We start from the raw sequence: 22761 nt of genomic DNA on the forward strand, positions 1-22761 counted from the left end.
GCTCACAGGGAAAAAGTCATCGCTGTGCGCAGGGCCATTGCATCAGGAAGCTGTTGAGGGTCATCTATCATCTGGTAACGACAAATCAGCAGTTTGATGCATCGTTACTGAGATAGAAAGAAAATGAAACCGTATTCAAAAAAGTCTATTCCATAGGCTATTTTCGTCATGCCCAAAAACACAAATCGTATTCACATTTCAAAGATCTTACATATTGATTAGCTACCATAATCAAATCATTTAACATTTTCAAACTTTTTCATCAAATGACTTGAATTTTATATAGTTAGCTCCTTGATAATTTTATTTTAAAACTTTAAAAATAACCTGTCTAATACTTATTATGTATTTGTAGCCATACTTTTTAAGCATGAAATATTTATTTATGAAAATATGTATAAAGTTCTTGAATAAAACGCGTCGCTGTAGCTGAAAAAACTTGATGTTTTTTCCATACAATAACCGCTCCAGTTTCATAGGCTGGTTTTAAAGGAACAAAACGAACCAATGATTGATTTGACATATATACAATTTTGTCTAGACACAACGCATATCCTAACCCTTTCTCTACTAAAATAGCAGCATTATATATCAAGTCATAAGTCGCAACAATATTTAAATCACTAATATCCAATCCCATCCAATGTGCCAGTTCATTTTGGACAATTAAACGATGTCCTATAAGGAGTGGTAATTTTTGTATATCTTCAGGTGTTACATACTCTTTTTTAGCGATTTCGCTATTTAAAGGTGCAATAATACCCCATGCTTCTTTATAATTTAAACGTACAAAATCATATTTTTCAATATCAACTGGTTCTGTAAGTAACCCTATATCTAAAAATCCCTGATCAATTTTCTGTTTAACATCATCAGCATTGCCACTATACAAATGATATTGAATATGCGGAAAACGACGATGAAAATCCATCATAAATTCTCCTAACTGATGCATAGCATTAATTTCTCCTGCACCAACAAAAATCTCCCCTGCTATTAATTCATCAGCCGCTAAAAATTCCTTTTCAGTTTTATCAGCTAAATCAATAATTTCTTCTGCTCTTCTTCTTAACAACATGCCTGCATCTGTTAAGGTAACCTTATTTTTTCCCCTAATTAATAATTGCGTATTCAATTCTTCTTCTAATTGTATAAGCTGTCTTGATAAAGTCGGTTGTGTAATATGCAATACTGCTGCTGCACGTGTAATATTTTCTTCTCTTGCAACTGTTAAAAAATATCTCAATATTCTAATTTCCATGATAAGCCCCCCTTTTTACTATTGTACTAAAAAAAATAACTTTTTTATACCTTTTCTTTTGATGGATAACTACGCAAATGATTTCAATTGACTTTATTGACTTTATTGGCTTTATAACACAGGAGAAAGTATCAAAAAATCATTTCATACTTTCTTATGTTATAAAGATATATTGCATTTTATACTCAAAAACATTATGATAAAAAACAAGGAGATGAAAACATATGAATTATTCTATCAGTGATGTTTCTAGAATCATGAATTTACCTGTTTCTACTTTAAGATATTATGATAAAGAAGGGTTGCTTCCTTATATTGAACGTAAAGATTCCGGCTATCGTATTTTTAAAGAGGATGATATTCGTATGCTTGAAATTATTGAATGCTTTAAAAACACGGGTATGTCTATCAAAGAAATAAAGCATTTCATCGAATTAGTCAAACAAGGCGATATTTCTTTACAACAACGTTATGAATTGTTTGTAGAACGTAAAAAAACTGTTGAAAAACAAATGCAAGATTTACAAAAACAACTTGATTTAATTGATTATAAATGTGAATATTATCAAAAAGCGCTCAAAGCTTATAATCAAAATAAACATCATAGTGATGAAAACAAATCACTATGATGTTTTTTCACATAAAAAAGCTGATAACATTTCATTTACCAGCTTTCCTTATGCTTTTATATAGATATACGATCTTGTTCATAACGCCTTAAACTTTTTATAATTTCCTCAGTTGCCTGCTGTGGACTATTTTTTAAAAATCCATCTTTAAATTCATAACTGATATTTATAGAATCATCAGGAATTTGATCAATATACTCATTAGAAAAACCAATTTTCCAACATTTGTTTTCACGATAAGCATATAATGTCATATCATTAACATCATTGACATCATGAAACAATTGCTTTACGAGTTTATATAAAGCATATGGTGAAATATAATACACCTAACCTCGCCTCTTTTCATATTTCTATTATATAAAATAAAAGCCCTTTCAACAATAAAAAACTTAAATTTTTTTTATTTTTTATCAATATATATTGTCAAATAGATGTCGAGTGATATAATAAAAAAGCATTTAAGGGAGTGTTATCAATGAAAAAAGATCATCAAGATGCTATTCTTCATTTTTTGATGGCTATGATAGGTGGTTTCTTAGGTGGATATGCTATTTTTGCTAGAATGAATATTTTTGGATCTGCACAAACTGCTAATTTAATTGAACTGATCAAAAATATATTTGGAGCTAATTATGTGGAATCTTTAATGCGAATAGGTGCCCTTCTTATATATATTCTAGCAATAATGATTGCCACAGTTTTAACATATAAATCTCAATGGAATCTTAAACACCTTGTTTTATATCTTGAAATGATATGTATTGTTATATTGGGATTTATTCCTGAAGACATACCGCCAATCATTGCTTTGTATCCTTGTTTTTTTGTTACAGCATTTCAATGGTGTATTTTCAAAGGCGCTATGGGATATACAAGTTCTACTATTTTTTCAACCAATAATATCAAACAGACTGTTGTATCATTGACAGAATATTTTTTAATACAGGACACCACAATCAAACAAGAAAAACTCAAAAAAGGTTGTTTTTTTGGTGGCACTTTATTATGTTTTCATTGTGGTGTTGCTTTGTCGTATCTTCTATGGTCCATTTTTTCTTTAGCAGCCATTTGGTTTTTAATGATTCCTGTTTCCATTAATTTAGGATATTTAATATATATTGAAAAATATGCTTATCCAATTCAACATATAGAAAAGATGATTTGACACCAAATCATCTTTTTTCATATCTATCACTATTACCTATATTCAATGAAATCTAAATATATATTTTTTACTGTTATTTCAACTTAAATTCATCATAGAGTTCTTATGACTTATCGTCTTGTCTAATCACATTTTTTAAATAAAATTGATGATTGTCATATTCATATACAAAAATACAACAATTTCCAAATCCTTTTTTTAATTCTTCTGTTGGATCTTGCCATGCTCTTAAAAAATTAAAACAGGCTCCACCATGACTTACTGCCAAAACAGAATAATGATCTTCTTTCTCCATAATCGCAGTTAATGTATCAACCATTCTCTCTTTTAAAGTATTATTAGATTCACCACCAAATTGCAAATAATAGGTTTCACATTTTTGAGGATCATTTTCTGCCAAATAATCATGTTCTCCTTCTAGTAAGCCATAATTATTTTCTTTAAGTCCTTTACATCGCTGATATGGCATGGACGTTATTAATTCTAATGTATCACAACATCTTTCACTTGTTGAACTATAAGCATGATCAAAATGAATCTGATGTTCCTCAAACCATTTTTTTGCTAAAAGGGCTTGTTGAATTCCTTTTGATGTCAATGGAGAATCACACCATCCTTGAATCTTATGAAGAACATTAAACAAGGTTTCACCATGACGCATGAGGTATAATGTTTTCATTAATATTCACCCTTTAAAACAAATGCTTCACCTGGAGCCAACACATGTATTCTATCAGGATTGATGACTCTTTGGTATAAATCTTCAGGATTACCATTAAATGGTGTCATATCTGGAGCATCAACACTACCCCAATGTATACAAATCAAATGAGCTTGAGGGTATGTATTAGCCAATTGAATTGCTCCATCCAAAGTAATATGCCAATCATTATCAGCAAAATCAAATAATATAACATCTGGTTCAGGCATATGCAAATGTTCATCTAATAAACGTGAATCACCAGGTAACCAAATTGTTCCATCAGGCGTTTTTAACCAATAACCACAATAATCTTTCTCTTCCCAATAACGATATTGCCATTTTTTCGAACCATTTTGCCAGTTATGTTGTGCTCGTGTTAATTGAACAGATAAATCCTGTACTTGAAAAACATCATCAATATCATGCTTTTCAGTTTGAAATCCTTCTTCATTCATAACATCTGCAACATAATTAGGAGCATAATATTTTTGACAAACATTTTGTACATGACGGCAAGTAGGTCGAGAAAAATGATCATTATCTATATGAGTAATCAATATACCATCTAATTGTGGAACATCCTGTGATAAAATAGGCACTTCATACAACAAAGGAATATCAAATCCTTCTAATACTGGGTCAATCATAACATTTGTCTGATAACTGTGTATCATAATGCCTGCACCACCTAGCCAATAAATACGTGTTTCCTGGTCACTATAAAAGGCTTCCTTTGTTATAGGAATGGAAGCAGGAGCAACCGCCTGCCCTTTATTATTCTTAACTATATTTCTCATCAAAAAATCTCCTTTCTTTTATACTTTTATTTTAGTATAAAAAGAAGGAGATTTCTATTTATATATTTTTTGTTTTGTCTAAAAATGGACATTTCTATGAATTTGTCTATTTCTGATAAGGATGAATTGAATTGTCACTATCTTGAAATAATTTATCCATGCCTAGTCCTCGCATCTCAACAATCATTTGAACAATATCTTCACATGGAACTGGCATATCAGAAAGAATCCAAGATAATGTCATACTACTAGATGCATGAGCATGATAGATTGTTGCAAACCTTAAAGCATCTGGCATAGGTTCTTTGCCATAAAGCTCCTGATGCCACTTTAAATCAAAAGCTTGACAATGATCAACAATATAATCCTTTAAACAGTTCTGCCCTTCCATTTGACACGCCTGTTTCATAAACCAGTGATATTTTTTTATATTTTCAAAAGTCACTAATAGTGAATCATGAAAATCAATATTCATATTCTGATCATGAAAATCAGGAACAATAAATGTATCATAAACATAGCAAATCAAATCATTCTTATCTTTAAAATGATTATAAAATGTTTGTCTGCTGACACCTGTTTCTTTTAAAATTTGAGATACTGTCAAAGATTCTAAAGGCTTTTTTTGAGTCAATTCTAACAAAGCTGTTCCTAATATTCTTTTTACATCAATAGACATATATTCACCTGCCAACATTAAACAATTAAATAATCAAATCTTTCAATTTTTTCAGTTTCGGCGACCATTAAGAAATGATCATTTACACGTAAGACATGTTCCGGATTAACATAAAGTTCAATTTTCTGTGTTTCCATATCACGTTGTCCTAAAATATTGATTCCATATTTTTTTCTTAAATCTAAAGAAGATAACGTATGTCCAACCCATGCCTGTGGTACTTTCATTTCCACTAAGCTATAATTTTCATCAAGTTCAACCAAATCAGTTATGTTCTTTCTAAGCAATGTTCGTGCGAGTCTTTCTCCCATTTCTTTTTCAGGACGAATAATACGATCAGCACCAATTTTTTCTAAGATAGATTTAAATCTTTTATTCTTAGCTTTTGCGATAATATATGGAATACCAATTTCTTTTAAATTCAAAACACCTAAAAGACTTTCTTCTAAATGATTACCAATAGCAACAATACCAACATCAAATTCTTCGATTCCTAAATCAATCAAAAAATCTTTATCAGTAATATCTCCAATAACTGCCTTTGTAGCAAATTCTGAAACTCTTTGTACACATTCAGGGCATTTATCTACTGCCACAACCTCACAACCATACTGTGATAATGTTTTGGTAATTGTTGAACCAAAAACACCTAACCCTAATACTACAACTTGTTTACTTTTCATTTTCCCTATCCTATCAGAACATCACCAACTGGATAAACGATGTCCTTTCCTTTCTTTTGTTTATATTTCTTTGCAAAGACTAATACCATTGTCATTGGCCCAATACGTCCAATATACATTAATATAATAATAACTATTTTTCCTATAACAGTCAAAGTTGGTGTGAGTGATGCAGATAAACCAACTGTTCCAAATGCTGAGAAGACTTCAAAGATTAAATCAATAAAATCTGCACCTTCATTCATCGACAATATAAATAATCCCAACGAACAAACAAAGAAACTTAATATAGCAATAGTCAATGAACGTTTCACGACCTGATCATCAATACGACGTTTAAACATTGTGACAACTTCATAACCATTCTGTAAAGAATGTAAATACATTAATGCAATAACTAAAGTAGCTGTTTTAATTCCCCCAGCTGTTCCTGCTGGTGAACCACCAATAAACATGAGAATAGACATAAATAATTTTGTCGAATCATGTAAAGAGGCCATATCAACAGAAGCAAATCCAGCAGTTCTCGTTGTCGTAGACTGGAAGAAACTTGCTAAAATTTTATCACCCCATGGCAATGGTCCTAATGTTCCTGGATTATTATATTCAAGGAATAAAATGACTAATGTTCCCCCTAGCAATAATGAGACTGTTGCTAAAAGAACAATTTTTGTATGAAGAGATAATGATGAGAAAAATGTCTTTATCCTAAAAAATTTAAAATTTTCTTTATAGTGACGCCAAGACATTCTTAAATCAATCCAAACAACAAATCCCAAACCTCCAGCAATAATCAAACCAGCAATCGTCAAGTTCATTAGAACATTTGTTTGATAAGGAATCAAAGAATTAGGACCAAGAATATCAAAACCAGCATTACAGAAAGCTGAAATTGAATGCCAGAATCCATAATAAATTCCTTTCACAAGACCAAATTCAGGAACAAAAACAATACATAATAATAATGCGCCAACAATTTCAAAAAAAGCTGTATATTTAATAACTCTTTTAATATAAACGCCAATGGCAGCCATAGAATTCTGATTTAATGCTTCCTGCATAATAATTTTATTTGTATATGTTAACCTTTTCCTTAAAGCATAAATAAACATATTCAATAAGGTCAAGAATCCCAATCCACCAATTTGAATAAGCAAAATAATAATAAGTTGTCCAATGAGTGTATATTGATCAGCGACAACAACTGGCACCAAGCCAGTTACACAAGTCGCTGATGTTGCAATAAACAAATGATCAATGTATGGAGCAACTGCTCCTTGATTTGAAAATGGACAAGCCAATAACAAAGAACCTACCAGTATTACCATAAAAAAGCTAAAAGCAATACGTCGCATAGGTGAAAAGACTTTCTTTTTCTTTGATTTATGAAAATCAACCGTTTCCATCTTTCTCCTCCATAAATATTAACATTTGATATAAAATATCATATATTTTTATAAAACAATTATAAAATAATCTATTTCAACACATATCTTTTCCTATATGACAACTCCCTTCAAATCTGTTTATAAAAAAACAGATTCCTAAAAGAATCTGTCAAGATATTTTATTTTACACATATAAAGTAAAACTCTCGAATAAATAAAGCGTATTAGCTTTATGACAGACTCCACCACTTATTCGACCTCCATTGTAACACAGTTAACTTTTTTGTCAACCAAAACAATAGGTTTTATCTTATTTTGTAAGAAGCACAATATTTTCGATATGAAAGCTTTGTGGAAACATATCAACAGGCTGACATTTCACAGCATGGTATCCATGTTGTTGCAAGATATCAATATCTCTTGCCTGAGTTGCCACATCACATGAAATATATACAATTTTATCAGGAGATAATAACAATAGCTGATTCAAAAATAATTGAGAACATCCTTTTCTAGGTGGATCGACAATCACAGCATCAATTTGTTTATGCTTTGTCGCAAAATCAACCATAAATTCACCAGCATCCTGACAATAAAATTCAACATTATCAATATGATTTCTTTTTGCATTTTCTTTAGCATCAATAATTGCCTGTTCAACAATTTCAACACCATAAACCTTATGAACATATTGAGCTAATGATAAAGATATTGTTCCAATCCCACAATAAGCATCTATCACTTCATCAGTTGGTTGTAAATTGGCATATTCAATAGCTTTTTGATATAGGACTTCCACCTGTAATGGGTTGATCTGATAAAAAGATTTCAAAGAAATACGATATGTGTTTCCTAATAACTGATCTTCTATATATCCATCACCATCTAAAATCATAACATCATCACCTAAAATCACATTATCATGGCGAGGATTATAATTTTGAATGATTGTTTTTAACTGTGGAAATTGCTTTTTAAGAGCTTGTATTAAATAGTCTTTTTGACGAATAGAACGTTGATATGTAATGAAAACAAGCATAGCCTGATTCGTATGATAACCATATTTGACAAGAATATGCTTAATATTTCCCTGATGTGTGACTTTATCATAAGCCTTTTCACCTACTTCTTCCAACAATTGTCTTGTAAAAGGGATGATCTGATTAGATAACTCATTTTGAATATAACATTGATCCATCGCCACAATATCATTACTATGCTGCTTATAAAATCCAGTTACGAGATGGTTTTGATGCATTCCTACAGGAACTTGAACTTTATTACGATAAAACCAGGGATTTTCCATCATGAGGCATGGTTCAACTGGCACTTGACAATGACCAATTTTAAGTAATGTATCTGCAACCCTCTTGGTTTTCAACTGTTGTTGTGCCAATTGATTTAAATGCTGTAAATGGCAGCCACCACATTGTTTAAATATCGGACATCTTGCTTCTTGACGAAGTGGACTGGAATACCTCAATTCAATAAGCCTTCCAATGGCATATTTTTTCAAAACTTTAATAATCTTGATTTTTCCAATTTCATCAACAAGCATATTTTTTACAAAAATTGGCATTCCTTCATATTTGACAATTCCCATCCCATCATGAGTGTAATCAATACATTTTGCCTCAATATATTCATTCTTTTGCATAATAATATATGTCCTCCTATAAAAAAACGAGCTTAGCTCGTTTTATTCATCCGTTAAAGTTTCTTGAGCTTTCTTTGCACTTTCTTCATCTCTTACAGAAGCTAAAGTATAGGAAAACTCATCATTTTGAATATTTTTTGTTCCATAAATCGGAAAATCTTCACTATCAGAAGATGTCATGAAAACATTGACTTCATATTGTGTCACACCATCAATTGTACCAAATAAATCACTATATTTTTGGCCATCTTCTTTTTCTCTTCCCACAATACCATCCAAAGTTTGAACTGTTTCTTCTGCAATATTTTGTGCTTCTTTAGTGCTCATACCTGCTTTAAAAGTAATATCTAATTTTAATTGACGACATTCAGTTGAAAGTGTCATTGATTCAATTTCATCATATTTTTCTTCCATAGTTGACACAGTTGAATCTCTGGCATCTTTAGAAATACTCACCATACCTTCACAGCGTTCTCCGTAGACAGGACCATTATTAAATGATAAAACTACGATATAAATAATAAAAGCAACAGCTAAAGCTCCAAATAAAATGAGCAGATAGTGCCACCATTTCATAACAAAACCTTTTTTCTTTTTCTTCATTGGCTCCTCTTCCTCGTCATCTTCTTCATCTATTGCAGTATAAGGCACATTTTCTCTTTTGTTTTCTAAATCATCAAGATATGATGAAGGTTGGTATTCATCCTGAATATCGTCTTCATCATCAAAATGAAATTTTTTTGCCATTATTTTTCACCTACTTTTTCTCTATTGTACCAAAATTCATGAACAATGTATAGAACATTATGTTTTTCTTTTTTCCAATAATTGTTTTAATAATTGATTTGTTTTTTGAGGATTCGCTTGTCCTTGAGTTTTTTTCATGACTTGTCCTACAAAATAACCTAAAAGATTTGTCTTACCCTGATGGTAATCCTGAACCAATTGAAAGTGATTATCTAGCAGTTCTTCAATCAGCTCTATCAAAACATTTTCATCATTCATTTGTTGAATATGATGTTTTTGCATAATAGTTAAAGGATCCTTTTTTTCTAAAATCATTAGTGATAAAACCTGTTTTGTTTGTTTAGAAGAAATGACTCCTTGACCTGTCATATTCATCAGTTTCGCAAAATCCTGAACTTCAAATATATCATGAATATGTAAATGATTTTTATGAAGATAAGACAAAACATCTCCAATAAGCCAGTGACACACTGTATCATAATATATACATTGTTTAACTACCTGGTCATAAAAGTCTGATAAATCTTTATTCAATAAAAGCGTATCAGCTTCTTTTACTGAAAGTTTATATTCATGAATATATTTATCATGTCTTTGTGCTGGAAGCACTGGTAAATGATCTTTAATACTTTCAATCCATTGCCATGGTAGACGAACTGGTAAAATATTAGGTTCAGGATAATAACGATAATCAGCTAATAATTCCTTATCACGCATCGCTATTGTCTTTTGTGTCTTTTCATCAAAACGTCGCGTTTGTCTTGGAACGGGGTAATGATTCAATAAAAGTTCTGTCTGTCTTTGAATTTCAAAATCAATCGCTTTTTGCACATTAGCGAGTGAATTCAAATTTTTAATTTCCACTTTTTCACCATAGCCTTGAGACCCTTCATGGCGTAATGAAATATTAATATCACAGCGCATAGACCCTTGAGCCATAATAGCATCTGAAACATCAGTATAGATCAAAATCATTCTTAAAGCTTCCAAATAAGCACAAACCTCCTGACTATTATGAAACTGAGGTTGTGTCACAATTTCAATCAAAGGAATACCTGCACGATTATAATCAATCAATGTATAATCGTCATCATGTGTGAGTTTTGCTGTATCTTCTTCAAGATGAAGCTGTTCTATATTGATATGTATCTTCTGTTCATTGACTTCAATATCTAAATATCCATTTTTACCAATAGGATGATATTGTTGCGTTATTTGGAAACCTTTTGGTAAATCTGGATAATAATAATTCTTACGATCAAAACGAAGCAAACTGTCTATATCCATATGCAAGGCATGACAAACACGAATAGCCATTTCCACTGCTTTTTTATTAACCGATGGTAAAGTTCCTGGCATCGCTAAATCTATAACATGAGCTTGACTATTAGGTGGTTGTCCAAATGAAACAGGAGCTGAAGAAAACATTTTAGACTGCGTTTTTAATTCACAGTGGACTTCAATACCTATGATTGTTTCAAACATGTTGAATCTCCTTTTGGCAATATTGCTGAGAAAAAGATAGCGATTTTTCTAACGCATAGGCACAATTGAGAACAGTCTGTTCCTCAAAACATCGCCCCATTATATGAATGGCTACAGGCATATGGTCAACAAAACCACATGGTAAAGTTAAACTTGGCAATCCTGCCAAATTCGCAACAATCAAAAAATCATCAACTAATGTATATTCAACTTGCTTAGCCTCATTAAGAAAAGGAGCAATTCCCTCACCATTAGGAGTCAAAATAATATCATAATGACGATATAAATCTTGAATCGAATTGACAATGAGTCGTCTGACCTGTTGAGCTTTTCTAAACATCTTTTCCTGATTTTCCTGTTTCAAGGCCAATGAACCCAAAATAAAACGCTGTTGAATGCTTTGATGAAAACCCTGGCTTCGAGTACGTATAATCATATCATCTATATTTTCACCTTGTTTTTGTAAGCCATACTTAATGCCATCTAAGCAGGCATGTTGACTTGTAGCTTCCCCATTAGCAATAATCTGATAAACTGGTGATAAAGCCTGAAGATAAGTATCTGGAAATTCAACTTCATGAATTGTTGCCCCTAATCTTTTGAATATGGAAACACAATTCATAAATTTTTCTTTTATGCGTGAATCCGTTAATCTTTCATATACATTTTTTATGACAGCAATTTTCAAATGAGATACATCTGAAGATAAAGATTGATAATAAGATGGTACTTTTTTAGTACATGATGTCATATCATGTTCATCATAGCCAGCAATATTTTCTAAAACAATACTCATATCTTTAACGCTTCTGGTCATAGCACCAACCGTATCTAAACTGGCAGCATAAGGAATCAAACCATAACGTGATATCAATCCCCATGTAGGTTTCATTCCTACAATGCCACAAAAACCAGCAGGACGACGAATAGAATCGCCTGTGTCACTGCCAATCGCAAAAGGAACAACGCCACTTCCAACTAATGCTGCACATCCTCCAGATGAACCACCAGCAACTCTTTGAATATTCCATGGATTCAAAACAGGTCCCGTCAAAGCAGTCATATTCATAGTCCCCATGCCTAATTCATCCATTGAAGCTTTTCCAATTAAACAGCATTCTGCTTTTTCCAGTAAATCAACAATATGTGCATTATATACAGGTAAATAATCAGCTAACATACGGCTGGATGCTGTTGTATAAATCCCTTTTGTATTAAAATTATCTTTTAAAACATAGGGAATTCCACTCAAAATATTTTGAAATTGCGCATGTTTTAAATCTTGTTGTGCTTTATCAAATGTCATAAGCGCAAAAGCATTTAAGCGTTTTTGCTGATATTGAGCCTCATGCCAAATCTCCTGATAATAATTTTCAGGAAGAATTTGACCAGTTTTAAAACCATGATGCAATTCTTCTATACTATAAACATTCATCATTCCACCACCTTAGGAATCTGAATTTGTTGATTTTTGATGTGTTTTGCATTTTTTAAAATATCTTCTCTACGCATAACATCCTGTATACTATCTTCCCTTAAAAAAGAAGTTTCTACCTCAAAAGGAAAAACCAAAGGCTCTACACCTTCAGTTTGAATACTTTCTAGACTTTGAACCTGTTTGAGAAATTGATGATATGCTTCAATGAAAGTATCCATGTTTTCATCCAAAACAGATAACTTTACATCTTTTGCTAATGATTGAATTAATTCTCTTTCGTCCATAGTCCATCCTCTAATATAAGTAATAACTTTTAACGTCTTGTCCTCTATCTTTAATCACAATCGCCTGTAATTCATCTTGTGAATATATAAGCACTTTAATATCAAAATCAGATGAAAAACGTGTATCAACACCATTCGCTAAAATAGAAGATAAATACATCAATTCAGTTGCTGTTTTCACGTTTAAATGAGCTTCTATAACCATTGATTGGATTTCACCATTTTGATATCTGGCAGTTCCTACTAATCCTGCAGCTTCAGTTGCTGCATCTTTTAAATTACTTTTAATAATATCAAATTCATTAGATGTTGTGGCATCCAATTCTTCGGCACGTGTACTTGAAAATAAAACAGTTTCAAAATTTACTTCTTCACTATTTCCATAAGAACCATCACAGTATGTCTTTAAAATATAATTTCCATCTACAGTACTTTCTGTTAAATCAGTTGCCTGATAAACCGTAATTAAAACAGGTAAATTCTTTAACTTTTCAAAATCTTCGTGAGATTGAATAATTTCATATAATTTCTCACTACATTCATACCCATAATTTAAAATAGATTGATCATCCATCTGCGTTTTTAAACGAGCATTATTTTTATCACGCGGATCAAGAACAATCACAAATGACGCACCTTTTAAAGTATATTTATCACCTGATTTTTCCCAAAAATCCTGTTCTTGAATCTGTTGAACCATTGTTGGATCACTGACATTGGCAATCTTTGTTCCAGCAGCAGGCTGTAAAGAATAATCACTATCACGTTTAACCATTTCTTGTTTTAAAGCAAGCTTTAAATATTGACCTTCACTCATATAATGATCAGAAGTTGAAAAATATTGTGATGATAAAATTTGTAATCCTCTTCCAATTGAAGAGAAATCAGATGTTGCACCATAGTCCAAATAGAAATCTTCTCTCAGTTCACTATCTTCAAATTTAACGATATTATAATAAGTATCATCAAATGACTCCATTGATGCAGTATTGTTTGTTGTTTCTTCTTCAACAGTATCTTGTGAAGATTGACAACCAGTCAACAACAATAAGAAAGCCATACAAACACATATTATTCTTTTCATAAATCAACCTCCTCCTTAAATTGTTCTTCACTTAATACAGTCACACCTAATTCTCTGGCCTTTTCAAGTTTACTTCCAGCATCACGACCACAGATCAGATAATCTGTTTTTTTAGATACACTACCTGTCACATTAGCACCTAGTCTGGCAAGATACTCTTTAATCTCCTTACGCGTCATCAATTCTAATGTTCCTGTGACACAAACAGTTTTTCCATTAAAAATACTTTCTTGAAGTAAAGCTGTATCTTTTAGATAATTCATATTTAAACCGAGATCTTTTAAATGTTGTAATAAAGCCATTGATTGAGGTTGACTTCTAAAACGATTTAAAGATTGAACAAGTGTATCGCCAACATCACGCATAGAAAGCAACTTAGCTGTTGAAGCCTCAAGCAAAGCATCCATACTTTTAAACTCCTTAGCTAAGTTATCAGCCATTTTAGCACCGATTCCTTTAATTCCTAAACCAAATAATAATTTTTCCATTGAATTGCCTTTACTTTTTTCAATAGCCTCTAACAAATTATCCATTGATTTTCTACCAAATCCTTCTATATCTATAATTTCCTGTTCATGACTAGATAAACTATAAATATCTTCAATAGAACGAACAAAACCTAAATTATAAAATTGTTCTATAATTTTTTCTCCTAATCCTTCTATATTCATAGCATCACGAGATGCGAAATGAATGATGCGCTCAATCTTCTTAGAATCACAATGTTCATTTAAACAATAATAAGCAGCCTCATTGTCTTTTCTAACAAGCGGTGTCCCACAATATGGACAAACATCAATCATCTTAAATTTCTGTTCTGTTCCATCACGTCTTTCTTTTAAAGATCGAACAACTTCTGGGATAACATCTCCTGCTTTACGGACCACAACATAATCGCCAACACGAATATCCTTATGAACAACGTTATCTTCATTATGTAATGTCGCACGTTGAACGGTACTACCAGCGACACGTACAGGTTCCAAAACCGCATTTGGCGTAATTTGACCCGTTCTTCCAATTGTAAAAATAATATCCTTAAGTTTTGTGACAACTTCTTCAGCTGGGAATTTATAGGCAATAGCCCATTTAGGAACTTTTGCTGTATACCCTAATCTTTCCTGCCATGCTAAATTATTCACTTTAATCACTATACCATCTATTTCATAAGGCAAAGATTGACGTTTTTCTGTCATTTCCATAATGAAATTCCATACTTCATCAATATTTGCACAAACACGTGTCATAGGATTGACTTTGAAGCCCAGTTTTGCAATATAATCTAAAGCTTCTTTATGTGTTTGACACCCTACTTCCTGAGCCGTTGGCACCATATATAAAAATGCATCTAAGCCACGTTTAGCAGCAATACTTGAATCTAGCTGTCTAACACTTCCAGCAGCCGCATTTCGAGGATTCGCAAATAAGGCTTCACCTGCTTGTTGACGTTGATGATTCAATTGTTCAAAAGATTTTTTAGGCATATAGATTTCTCCACGCACTTCAAAATCTCCCTGATAATCAATTGATAATGGAATAGATTTAATTGTTTTGACATTATGCGTAATATCTTCACCAATTGTTCCATCACCACGTGTTGCTCCATAACTCAATTGTCCATCAGCATACACTAATGAAACAGCTAAGCCATCTATTTTTAACTCACAAACATATTCAGCTTGAGGAAACACATCACGAATACGATCATCGAATTCTCTCAGTTCATCTTCATTAAAAATATTTCCTAAAGACAACATCATTCTTTGATGCGTAATTTTCTGAAATCCTTCTAAGACTTCTCCACCCACACGTTGACTTGGTGAATCAGGAGTTACCCATTCAGGATGTTTAGCTTCTATACTTTGCAACTCTTGCATCAAACGATCATATTCTTGATCGGATACTGTTGGATTATCTAAGACATAATATTGATAATTATATTCATTTAATAATTTTTTGATTTCATTCAATCTTTCTAATGTCATTTTACACACTCCATTCACTTGCTCATTATATCAAAAAAAGATGATGAATCAAATACAAAACATCAAAATTCATCACCCAAAATTATCCTTATTTTCACATCATTTTTATGATGATAAACGTCTTAAAGCCTTATGCTGTGCCATCAATGTTTTTAAACCATATGGCATGGAAAAAGCAATATCTAAAGTATTTCCACGAACTTTAACAATAACACCTTTACCAAAGACATCATGCTCTACAAAATCACCCTGTTTCCAGTCATGAATATCATTATCACCTATCATCTCATCAACAGTTGGACCTAAATGTACAAATTGTTTTGTTTTAAATGGTGAAGGCTTACCAATATGTTCAACATGATCTACACCAATTTCATCAATAAACTGAGAAGCCATTTTAGGAGAATTCGTCATATAATTAAATCCTTGACTATCCGTCAGATATAGACGCTTTTTCGCACGCGTAAATGCCACATAAGCCAATCTACGTTCTTCTTCCATCCCCTCTTCTCCTTCTTCAGAAACACTTCTAAAACTTGGAAAGACATCCTGTGACAATCCCACAACAAAGACATAGTTAAACTCCAGACCTTTAGCCATATGAATACTCATTAATGATACATATTCATCCTGTGTCATATCATCTTGTGATGTATATAAAGCGATATCCTGTAAATAACTTTCAAAAGTAGCACTATCTGGATGGGTATTCATATATCCAGCAATAGAGTTTTTTAACTCCATAATGTTTTGAATACGATTTTCGTCTTCATCATTTCTTAGCATTTCAAAATAACCAATATCTTTTAATAAGTATTCAAAGACATCAGCCAAGGGATTTCTTGATTGTCTTGCTTTTTCAATAGCTTGTACAAATTCACTGATGGCTTTTTTCACTTTACCTTTCAATCCAATTTCATCACTATATAAACAAACAGCTTCATAACAGCTAATGCCATACTCAATCGCTTTCAGTTGGATTTTTTCAAGTGTTTTTTGACCAATACCACGACTAGGAACATTAATAATACGTTCAAAAGATAAATCATCCATAAATACCATTAAGCGTAAATAACTTAATGCATCTTTAATTTCTTTACGATTAAAAAACTTTAATCCGCCAAATATTTTATAATCAATCTGATGCTGAATTAATTTCTGTTCAAAAGGACGTGATAAATAATTAGCACGATAGAGAATCGCAAAATCATGATAATTCACACCATCAACCTGATGTATAATATTTTCAATTGTCTGACAGACAAACTCAGCTTCTGCTTCTTCATCGCCTGCTGAATAGTGCACAACTTTATCTCCATCTTCTAATTGTGTAAACAAATCTTTTTCTAAACGATTTTTATTTTTTCGAATCAAATTATTCGATATATCTAATATTGTTTTTGTAGAACGATAATTCTGATCAAGAATAATGGTTTTGACATGAGAATAATCTTTATCAAAATTCATTATATAATTCACATCAGAACCTCTAAAAGAATAGATTGTCTGATCAGGATCTCCAACTACACATAAAGTTGCTTGACCTGATAAAAGATGAATCAATTTATAATCAATATTTCCAACATCCTGAAACTCATCTACATGTATATATTGAAATTTACGTTGCCATTTTTCCAGAATTTCTGGGAATTTCTCAAATAATTCAACAGTCTTCAACAACAAATCATCAAAATCCAGCATAAAATGTTCTTCTTTATATTTTTCATATTCCTGATAAACAATTGCTTTTTTGGCCTCACCTATAAAATCTCCTGCTAATTTATACGCTTTTTGTGGTGATATTTCAGCCATTTTACATGATGATATATAATGAATACAGCTTTTTACACTCATTGTTTTACTATCAATATTTTTATCTTTAAAAATCTTCTTTAATAATGATTTTTGATCTTCTTCATCCATAATAACAAAATGATGAGGATAATGAAAAGCATGAATATGCTGTCTTAATATTCTGACACATAAGGAATGAATTGTACATAAAAGAGCTCCTGAAGCATATTCACCTAATAAATCCACAACTCTTTGACGCATTTCATTCGCTGCTTTATTTGTAAAAGTAATAGCCAATATATGTCGAGGCTCAATCCCCACTTCTTCAATCAAGTAAGCAATACGATATGTTAAAACACGTGTTTTCCCACTTCCTGCTCCTGCAATAATACGTAAATGAGAATCTAAATAAGTGGCTGCTTCCTTTTGTTTTGGATTTAATAATTTGTCTAAATTCATCGTATCACATCCTCTCAGTCTAATCATTATATCATAATTACTCAAAAAAGAAATCAAAAACATGAATAAAGGTTGAATTCAAAATGAATCAATGAAATAATGAAACGAGAGGTGAAAATCATGTATTTAGCTATAGATATAGGTGGTACATATACCAAATATGGATATTATCAATCTAATGGGATATGTTTACAAAAGAATATGATTCCTACTGTCAAAACCAACAAAAAAACATTCTATCATACTTTAAAAACATTAATCACAAAAGAAGTCGAAGGAATAGCTGTCAGTATGCCCGGTCTTATTGATAGTCAAAGAGGATATATCCACGCTATTACTTTACTGCCCTATTTCAATGAAACAGATTTTTGTCAAGAATTTTCCAGTTTAACCCACTTACCAGTCACTTTACAAAATGATGCCAAATGCGCTGCTTTAGGTGAAATGTGGAAAGGAAGCTTAAAGAACGTTGATAATGGTTTTATGATTGTCTTAGGTACAGGTATTGGCGGAACATATATATTACATGAAAAAATCGTAGAATCAAAACACTATAAAATTGGAGAGCTCGGTTCTTTTTTAATTCCTACATCAAATGGCTATTCTAACTTTGGTAAAGAATATAATGCTGTTAAACTCATTCATGATCTGAGTGATATTTTAAAATGTCCTGATGATGGACAGATTGTATTTCAACAACTGACTTCATCTCATCAAGCTATGCAGTATTTTGAACACTATTGTTTACAGATTGCAACAATGATCTATAATCTTGATTATTTACTAGATTTAGATATCGTAACTATTGGTGGAGGAATCAGTCAACAGCCATTTCTCATTCAAACTATTCAAAAACAATTTCATGATTTAAGAAAACAATACAAAGAAGATGAGCATGAACCAGTTATTAAAGCCTGTCAATTTCAAAATGAAGCCAATTTACTTGGAGCATTGTATCATTTTCATACCAAAAAAGGAGGTTAATTTTATCAATTAATCTCCTTTGCTATTTGAGAAAAATATTCTCTGACATATTCACGATCTTTATAAAGTTGTTGAATGAGTTCTTCTTTAGAATGAAATGGTTTTTCCTTACGTATCAAATCATAAAATTCTACGTAAATCTCTTTTCCATAAATATCATGATTAAAATCTAAAATATGAACTTCTAAAGAAGCTTTATCTAATGGTTGAAAAGTGGGATTATATCCAATATTACACATTCCCATGTAGGTATTTTGATTGATAATCACTTTAACAGCATAGACACCACCACAAGGTAAAAAATAAGAACCATAATCAATATTAGCTGTTGGAAAACCAATTTCATGTCCAATATGTCTACCGTGGATAACCTGACCATGTACACAGTATTGACGTCCTAATAATTCATTTAAATCTTTCATTTGCCCATTTTCTAGATGCTGTCGAATACGTGTTGAAGAAATCTTTTCTCCTTTATAAATGACTTCATCTATAACACTGACATTAAAACCAAAAGATTCCTGCAATGTTTTCGCATCACCCTGATTTTTTGCACCAAAACGAAAATCAAAACCACAGACTACATGCTTGATACCACATTCAATAAGATATTTCTGTATGAATTCTTGAGGCGATAAAGCAGCAACCTTGGGTGTAAATTCAATCACAAACAAATAATCAAATCCTCTTTTTTTAAGAATTTCATAACGATCATCAATGGAAGTCAGACATTTTTCTTCTTTTAACTTTCCTAACACATAAAGTGGATAATGATCAAAAGTTATTAAAGCTTTATGATAATGCTTTCTGTCTGCAACTCGTTCCACTTCTTCAACAAGTGCCATATGCCCTACATGTAAACCATCAAAAAAACCAATTGCTGCTACAATAGAGTCTGTCATATGTAATTGCATATCTTCTTTTAAATAAATGATTTCCATTAAAATAGCCCTCTTATACTTTTTAAATATCCTTCACCATCAGGTCCATAAACCGCTAAAACCTTATGATTTTGATTACATACAACAACCTGATGATCAATATCACTCTTTATTTTTTTACCATGATAAACAATATTTTCATCATCAATGTAATAATGTTCAAAATGTTGAAATGCATCTTCTAAACTCATGAACTGATAATGTCCTTGTTCAATATCTTCTAAACTATAACAGTCTTCAAGATAAAACTCTCCTGAAGCTAAACGTATTAAATGAGTCATATGTGCAGGATAGCCCAACTTTTTTCCTATATCTACACACAATGAACGAATATATGTGCCTTTGGAACATTTTACCTGAAATGTTATGGATTGATCTTGTTGGGAAATTAACTCTATTTTTTCAATCATAATAGTTCGAGGTTGAATATCTACATGTTCCTGATTTCTGGCATATTCATACAATTTTTTACCATGCACTTTAATAGCCGAATAAATAGGCGGAATTTGTTGTTGCTTTCCAATAAAAGACTGTAAAGTTTCTTCAACATCTCTTACACCATGAAAGGCTTTTTCTTCCATAATTTGACCACTACTATCGTATGTATCAGTAGCCGTTCCTAAAAAGAGTGTTGCCTGATAAACTTTTGTTTCACTCATTAAAAATTGTAAAGCCTTTGTTGCTTTGCCAATACACAAAACCAGAACACCTGTGGCATCAGGATCCAATGTCCCACAATGTCCAACTTTTTTTGTATGAAGAATCTTTCTCATACGATTCACAACATCATGACTTGTCATACCTGCTGGTTTATTAACTAACAATATTCCATCCATTTCAAAACCTCCTCATCTGTGAAATATAAAAATGAGTCATTAGACTCAAATTTATTCAATTTCACGATAAATCTTGTGCAAAGTAATATCAAATGTTGCTTCTTTTCCTGCTAAATCAGGGGCAGTCACATAATTTTCTGGGAAAGTAGCAGTAATTGTTTTTTCTTCACCAATTTTCATACCTACAATACCATCTTCAAAACCATCAATCATGGTATCTGATCCTAATTTTAACCTATAACCTTCTGCACTTCCACCATCGAAAGCTACACCGTCCATTTTTCCTACAAAATCAATGATCACATAATCGCCATTTTGAGCAGCTGAAGACGTATCCGATGAAAAACATCCAAATAACAAAGATAGTACAAATAAACTTCCTAATATTTTTTTCATCCTATCCTCCTATTTATGATTAATCACATAATAATTTTTCTTACCACGTCTAATAACAGTTGCCTGTTTTCCAAAAGCATTTTCTTTTTGAATAACAAAGCTTACATCTGTAATCTTTTCTCCATTGACAAGAACAGAGCCACCTGTAACAAATTGACGTGCTTCTCGATTTGATGAAGCAGCCCCTACTTTAACTAAAGCATTTAAAATTTGTGTATCTTCTTCCATATCTATACTAGGAACACCATGGAAGCATGACTGAACTTGTTCTAATGTTAAATCTTGAATTTTACCAGAGAATAACATTTGGCTAATATCCAAAGCTTCCTGATATGCTTCTTCACCATGGATAAATGTAATCACTTCTTTTGCTAGAGCTTTATGTGCTTCTCTTAAATGAGGCTGTGTTTTATTCTTTTCTTCTAATTCTTCAATTTCTTCTTTAGATAAGAAAGTTAAGAATTTTAAGTAATCAATGACTTTATCATCTTCTGAATTAATAAAGAACTGATACATTTCATATGGTGATGTTTTTTTACGATCTAACCAAATGGCATGACCGTTTGTTTTTCCAAATTTCGTACCATCAGATTTAGTAAGCAAAGGCATTGTAAATCCATAAGCTTCTTTCCCTGTTTTCTTTCTAATCAATTCAATACCAGCAGTAATATTTCCCCATTGATCTTGTCCAGCTACCTGCATTTGGCAACCTTTATTTTCATATAACCAATAGAAATCCATGGCCTGCATAATCATGTAAGAAAATTCAGTATATGTAATTCCTAAGTCTAATCTTCTTTTGACAATATCTTTATTTAACATATAGTTGACATTAAAATATTTACCATAATCTCTTAAAAAATCAATGAAGTTTAAATCTTTTGACCAATCATAATTATTCACAACTTCAAACCCAAATAAATCCTGAGCCTGTTTTTTTAGACATTCAAAATTATGTTGTACTTCTTCTTTAGTAATCATTGGTCTTTCAGTATCAGGTTTAGGATCTCCAATCAAACCTGTAGCTCCACCTACTAATAAAATAGGATTATGTCCGGCATCCTTTAATCGTTTACTAATCAAAAATGATGAGAAATGTCCAATATGTAAACTATCACCAGTTGGATCAGTACCAATATAAAAAGTCATTCCTCCATTATTTAATTTTTCTTCAATATCTGGCGAGCTAACATCTTTAATTAAACCACGCCATACTAATTCATCATAAATTTTCATAACATATATCCTGGTATATTATAATTGACTCATTTATCAGTCATTAAAATATACCTTCTCCTTTCTATCAACTTTATTAATACGTAGTTGATGACGTTTAGGTTTATATGTAAAATTGAAATATGTG

The 22761-nt window shown here is 31.6% G+C and carries 22 protein-coding genes; 3 read left to right on the forward strand and 19 right to left on the reverse strand.

Translation table 11 applies throughout. From position 1 onward, the window contains the following. Positions 1-379: 379 nt before the first annotated feature. Positions 380-1261 (reverse strand): LysR family transcriptional regulator, encoded by an 882-nt coding sequence (locus B5E87_RS13025; RefSeq protein WP_087245519.1) that lies wholly within the window; start codon positions 1259-1261, stop codon positions 380-382. Between the two features lie 224 nt (positions 1262-1485). Here B5E87_RS13025 and B5E87_RS13030 point away from each other — a divergent pair, with 224 nt between their 5' ends. Further along, entirely contained in the window at positions 1486-1890 is a 405-nt protein-coding gene (locus tag B5E87_RS13030) for a MerR family transcriptional regulator (protein WP_087245521.1), read from the forward strand. A 56-nt stretch (positions 1891-1946) separates the two neighbouring features. Here B5E87_RS13030 and B5E87_RS13035 read toward each other — a convergent pair whose 3' ends face one another. Further along, the gene (locus tag B5E87_RS13035; RefSeq protein ID WP_087245523.1) at positions 1947-2219 is read right to left on the reverse strand and encodes a hypothetical protein; all 273 of its coding nucleotides are present in this window, start codon (positions 2217-2219) and stop codon (positions 1947-1949) included. A 149-nt stretch (positions 2220-2368) separates the two neighbouring features. Between B5E87_RS13035 and B5E87_RS13040 the strand changes: the two genes are divergently transcribed. After that, positions 2369-3058: a YoaK family protein gene (locus B5E87_RS13040; protein ID WP_087245525.1), complete on the forward strand. Its 690-nt coding sequence runs from the start codon at positions 2369-2371 to the stop codon at positions 3056-3058. Between the two features lie 103 nt (positions 3059-3161). Here the strand turns inward: B5E87_RS13040 and B5E87_RS13045 are convergent, their stop codons facing one another. The 13 genes from B5E87_RS13045 to B5E87_RS13105 all read right to left on the reverse strand — a co-directional run bounded on the left by B5E87_RS13045 (position 3162) and on the right by B5E87_RS13105 (position 18241). Next, complete coding sequence (locus B5E87_RS13045; RefSeq protein WP_087245527.1) at positions 3162-3737, reverse strand: histidine phosphatase family protein; 576 nt, start codon at positions 3735-3737, stop codon at positions 3162-3164. Beyond that, complete coding sequence (locus B5E87_RS13050; RefSeq protein WP_087245529.1) at positions 3737-4558, reverse strand: MBL fold metallo-hydrolase; 822 nt, start codon at positions 4556-4558, stop codon at positions 3737-3739. Before B5E87_RS13050 ends, B5E87_RS13045 begins: the two co-directional genes overlap by 1 nt. A gap of 106 nt (positions 4559-4664) precedes the next feature. Continuing rightward, positions 4665-5237, reverse strand: a complete 573-nt coding sequence (locus B5E87_RS13055) for a TetR family transcriptional regulator (RefSeq protein ID WP_158095621.1) — start codon at positions 5235-5237, stop codon at positions 4665-4667. Between the two features lie 17 nt (positions 5238-5254). Further along, a complete protein-coding gene (locus B5E87_RS13060) occupies positions 5255-5920 on the reverse strand; it encodes a potassium channel family protein (RefSeq protein WP_087245533.1) in 666 nt (221 codons plus the stop codon). A gap of 5 nt (positions 5921-5925) precedes the next feature. Then, positions 5926-7326, reverse strand: a complete 1401-nt coding sequence (locus B5E87_RS13065; RefSeq protein WP_087245535.1) for a TrkH family potassium uptake protein — start codon at positions 7324-7326, stop codon at positions 5926-5928. A gap of 292 nt (positions 7327-7618) precedes the next feature. Beyond that, positions 7619-8965, reverse strand: a complete 1347-nt coding sequence (gene rlmD / locus B5E87_RS13070; RefSeq protein WP_087245536.1) for a 23S rRNA (uracil(1939)-C(5))-methyltransferase RlmD — start codon at positions 8963-8965, stop codon at positions 7619-7621. A 42-nt stretch (positions 8966-9007) separates the two neighbouring features. Continuing rightward, complete coding sequence (locus B5E87_RS13075) at positions 9008-9712, reverse strand: Asp23/Gls24 family envelope stress response protein (protein WP_087245538.1); 705 nt, start codon at positions 9710-9712, stop codon at positions 9008-9010. Between the two features lie 57 nt (positions 9713-9769). Continuing rightward, positions 9770-11197, reverse strand: a complete 1428-nt coding sequence (gene gatB / locus B5E87_RS13080) for an Asp-tRNA(Asn)/Glu-tRNA(Gln) amidotransferase subunit GatB (RefSeq protein ID WP_087245541.1) — start codon at positions 11195-11197, stop codon at positions 9770-9772. Further along, complete coding sequence (locus B5E87_RS13085; protein ID WP_241147184.1) at positions 11190-12635, reverse strand: amidase family protein; 1446 nt, start codon at positions 12633-12635, stop codon at positions 11190-11192. The genes gatB and B5E87_RS13085 overlap by 8 nt, the downstream gene beginning before the upstream one ends. Then, entirely contained in the window at positions 12632-12919 is a 288-nt protein-coding gene (gene gatC, locus B5E87_RS13090) for an Asp-tRNA(Asn)/Glu-tRNA(Gln) amidotransferase subunit GatC (RefSeq protein WP_087245545.1), read from the reverse strand. The genes B5E87_RS13085 and gatC overlap by 4 nt, the downstream gene beginning before the upstream one ends. A 10-nt stretch (positions 12920-12929) precedes the next feature. Further along, complete coding sequence (locus B5E87_RS13095; RefSeq protein WP_087245547.1) at positions 12930-14003, reverse strand: CamS family sex pheromone protein; 1074 nt, start codon at positions 14001-14003, stop codon at positions 12930-12932. After that, entirely contained in the window at positions 14000-15988 is a 1989-nt protein-coding gene (ligA, locus tag B5E87_RS13100; RefSeq protein ID WP_087245549.1) for an NAD-dependent DNA ligase LigA, read from the reverse strand. The genes B5E87_RS13095 and ligA overlap by 4 nt, the downstream gene beginning before the upstream one ends. 105 nt (positions 15989-16093) lie before the next feature. Further along, complete coding sequence (locus tag B5E87_RS13105) at positions 16094-18241, reverse strand: ATP-dependent helicase (RefSeq protein ID WP_087245551.1); 2148 nt, start codon at positions 18239-18241, stop codon at positions 16094-16096. A gap of 120 nt (positions 18242-18361) precedes the next feature. Here B5E87_RS13105 and B5E87_RS13110 point away from each other — a divergent pair, with 120 nt between their 5' ends. Then, entirely contained in the window at positions 18362-19225 is an 864-nt protein-coding gene (locus tag B5E87_RS13110; RefSeq protein ID WP_158095622.1) for an ROK family protein, read from the forward strand. Positions 19226-19230: 5 nt separating this feature from the next. Here the strand turns inward: B5E87_RS13110 and B5E87_RS13115 are convergent, their stop codons facing one another. The 4 genes from B5E87_RS13115 to tyrS are packed head-to-tail and all read right to left on the reverse strand — an operon-like array spanning position 19231 to position 22634. Next, positions 19231-20166, reverse strand: coding sequence for a bifunctional riboflavin kinase/FAD synthetase (locus tag B5E87_RS13115; RefSeq protein ID WP_087245555.1), 936 nt, complete (start codon positions 20164-20166; stop codon positions 19231-19233). After that, positions 20166-21002, reverse strand: coding sequence for a tRNA pseudouridine(55) synthase TruB (gene truB / locus B5E87_RS13120; protein ID WP_087245557.1), 837 nt, complete (start codon positions 21000-21002; stop codon positions 20166-20168). Before truB ends, B5E87_RS13115 begins: the two co-directional genes overlap by 1 nt. A 51-nt stretch (positions 21003-21053) precedes the next feature. Continuing rightward, positions 21054-21398 carry an FKBP-type peptidyl-prolyl cis-trans isomerase gene (locus tag B5E87_RS13125; protein ID WP_087245559.1) on the reverse strand — a complete coding sequence of 115 codons (345 nt, stop codon included), beginning with the start codon at positions 21396-21398 and terminating at the stop codon, positions 21054-21056. 9 nt (positions 21399-21407) lie between these two features. Next, positions 21408-22634 (reverse strand): tyrosine--tRNA ligase, encoded by a 1227-nt coding sequence (gene tyrS / locus B5E87_RS13130; protein ID WP_087245561.1) that lies wholly within the window; start codon positions 22632-22634, stop codon positions 21408-21410. Positions 22635-22761: the final 127 nt, after the last annotated feature.

Origin of the sequence: Massilimicrobiota sp. An142 (assembly GCF_002160725.1) — a bacterium.
GTDB classification, from domain to species: domain Bacteria; phylum Bacillota_I; class Bacilli_A; order Erysipelotrichales; family Coprobacillaceae; genus Allocoprobacillus; species Allocoprobacillus merdigallinarum.

What these genes read in the sequence shown, in the direction of transcription:
- B5E87_RS13025 (WP_087245519.1), bottom strand. Translation starts at nt 1,261, where the DNA reads ATGGAAATTAGAATATTGAGATATTTTTTAACAGTTGCAAGAGAAGAA.
- B5E87_RS13030 (WP_087245521.1), top strand. Translation starts at nt 1,486, where the DNA reads ATGAATTATTCTATCAGTGATGTTTCTAGAATCATGAATTTACCTGTT.
- B5E87_RS13040 (WP_087245525.1), top strand. Translation starts at nt 2,369, where the DNA reads ATGAAAAAAGATCATCAAGATGCTATTCTTCATTTTTTGATGGCTATG.
- B5E87_RS13045 (WP_087245527.1), bottom strand. Translation starts at nt 3,737, where the DNA reads ATGAAAACATTATACCTCATGCGTCATGGTGAAACCTTGTTTAATGTT.
- B5E87_RS13050 (WP_087245529.1), bottom strand. Translation starts at nt 4,558, where the DNA reads ATGAGAAATATAGTTAAGAATAATAAAGGGCAGGCGGTTGCTCCTGCT.
- B5E87_RS13055 (WP_158095621.1), bottom strand. Translation starts at nt 5,237, where the DNA reads ATGTCTATTGATGTAAAAAGAATATTAGGAACAGCTTTGTTAGAATTG.
- B5E87_RS13060 (WP_087245533.1), bottom strand. Translation starts at nt 5,920, where the DNA reads ATGAAAAGTAAACAAGTTGTAGTATTAGGGTTAGGTGTTTTTGGTTCA.
- B5E87_RS13065 (WP_087245535.1), bottom strand. Translation starts at nt 7,326, where the DNA reads ATGGAAACGGTTGATTTTCATAAATCAAAGAAAAAGAAAGTCTTTTCA.
- rlmD (WP_087245536.1), bottom strand. Translation starts at nt 8,965, where the DNA reads ATGCAAAAGAATGAATATATTGAGGCAAAATGTATTGATTACACTCAT.
- B5E87_RS13075 (WP_087245538.1), bottom strand. Translation starts at nt 9,712, where the DNA reads ATGGCAAAAAAATTTCATTTTGATGATGAAGACGATATTCAGGATGAA.
- gatB (WP_087245541.1), bottom strand. Translation starts at nt 11,197, where the DNA reads ATGTTTGAAACAATCATAGGTATTGAAGTCCACTGTGAATTAAAAACG.
- B5E87_RS13085 (WP_241147184.1), bottom strand. Translation starts at nt 12,635, where the DNA reads ATGATGAATGTTTATAGTATAGAAGAATTGCATCATGGTTTTAAAACT.
- gatC (WP_087245545.1), bottom strand. Translation starts at nt 12,919, where the DNA reads ATGGACGAAAGAGAATTAATTCAATCATTAGCAAAAGATGTAAAGTTA.
- B5E87_RS13095 (WP_087245547.1), bottom strand. Translation starts at nt 14,003, where the DNA reads ATGAAAAGAATAATATGTGTTTGTATGGCTTTCTTATTGTTGTTGACT.
- ligA (WP_087245549.1), bottom strand. Translation starts at nt 15,988, where the DNA reads ATGACATTAGAAAGATTGAATGAAATCAAAAAATTATTAAATGAATAT.
- B5E87_RS13105 (WP_087245551.1), bottom strand. Translation starts at nt 18,241, where the DNA reads ATGAATTTAGACAAATTATTAAATCCAAAACAAAAGGAAGCAGCCACT.
- B5E87_RS13110 (WP_158095622.1), top strand. Translation starts at nt 18,362, where the DNA reads ATGTATTTAGCTATAGATATAGGTGGTACATATACCAAATATGGATAT.
- B5E87_RS13115 (WP_087245555.1), bottom strand. Translation starts at nt 20,166, where the DNA reads ATGGAAATCATTTATTTAAAAGAAGATATGCAATTACATATGACAGAC.
- truB (WP_087245557.1), bottom strand. Translation starts at nt 21,002, where the DNA reads ATGGATGGAATATTGTTAGTTAATAAACCAGCAGGTATGACAAGTCAT.
- B5E87_RS13125 (WP_087245559.1), bottom strand. Translation starts at nt 21,398, where the DNA reads ATGAAAAAAATATTAGGAAGTTTATTTGTACTATCTTTGTTATTTGGA.
- tyrS (WP_087245561.1), bottom strand. Translation starts at nt 22,634, where the DNA reads ATGAAAATTTATGATGAATTAGTATGGCGTGGTTTAATTAAAGATGTT.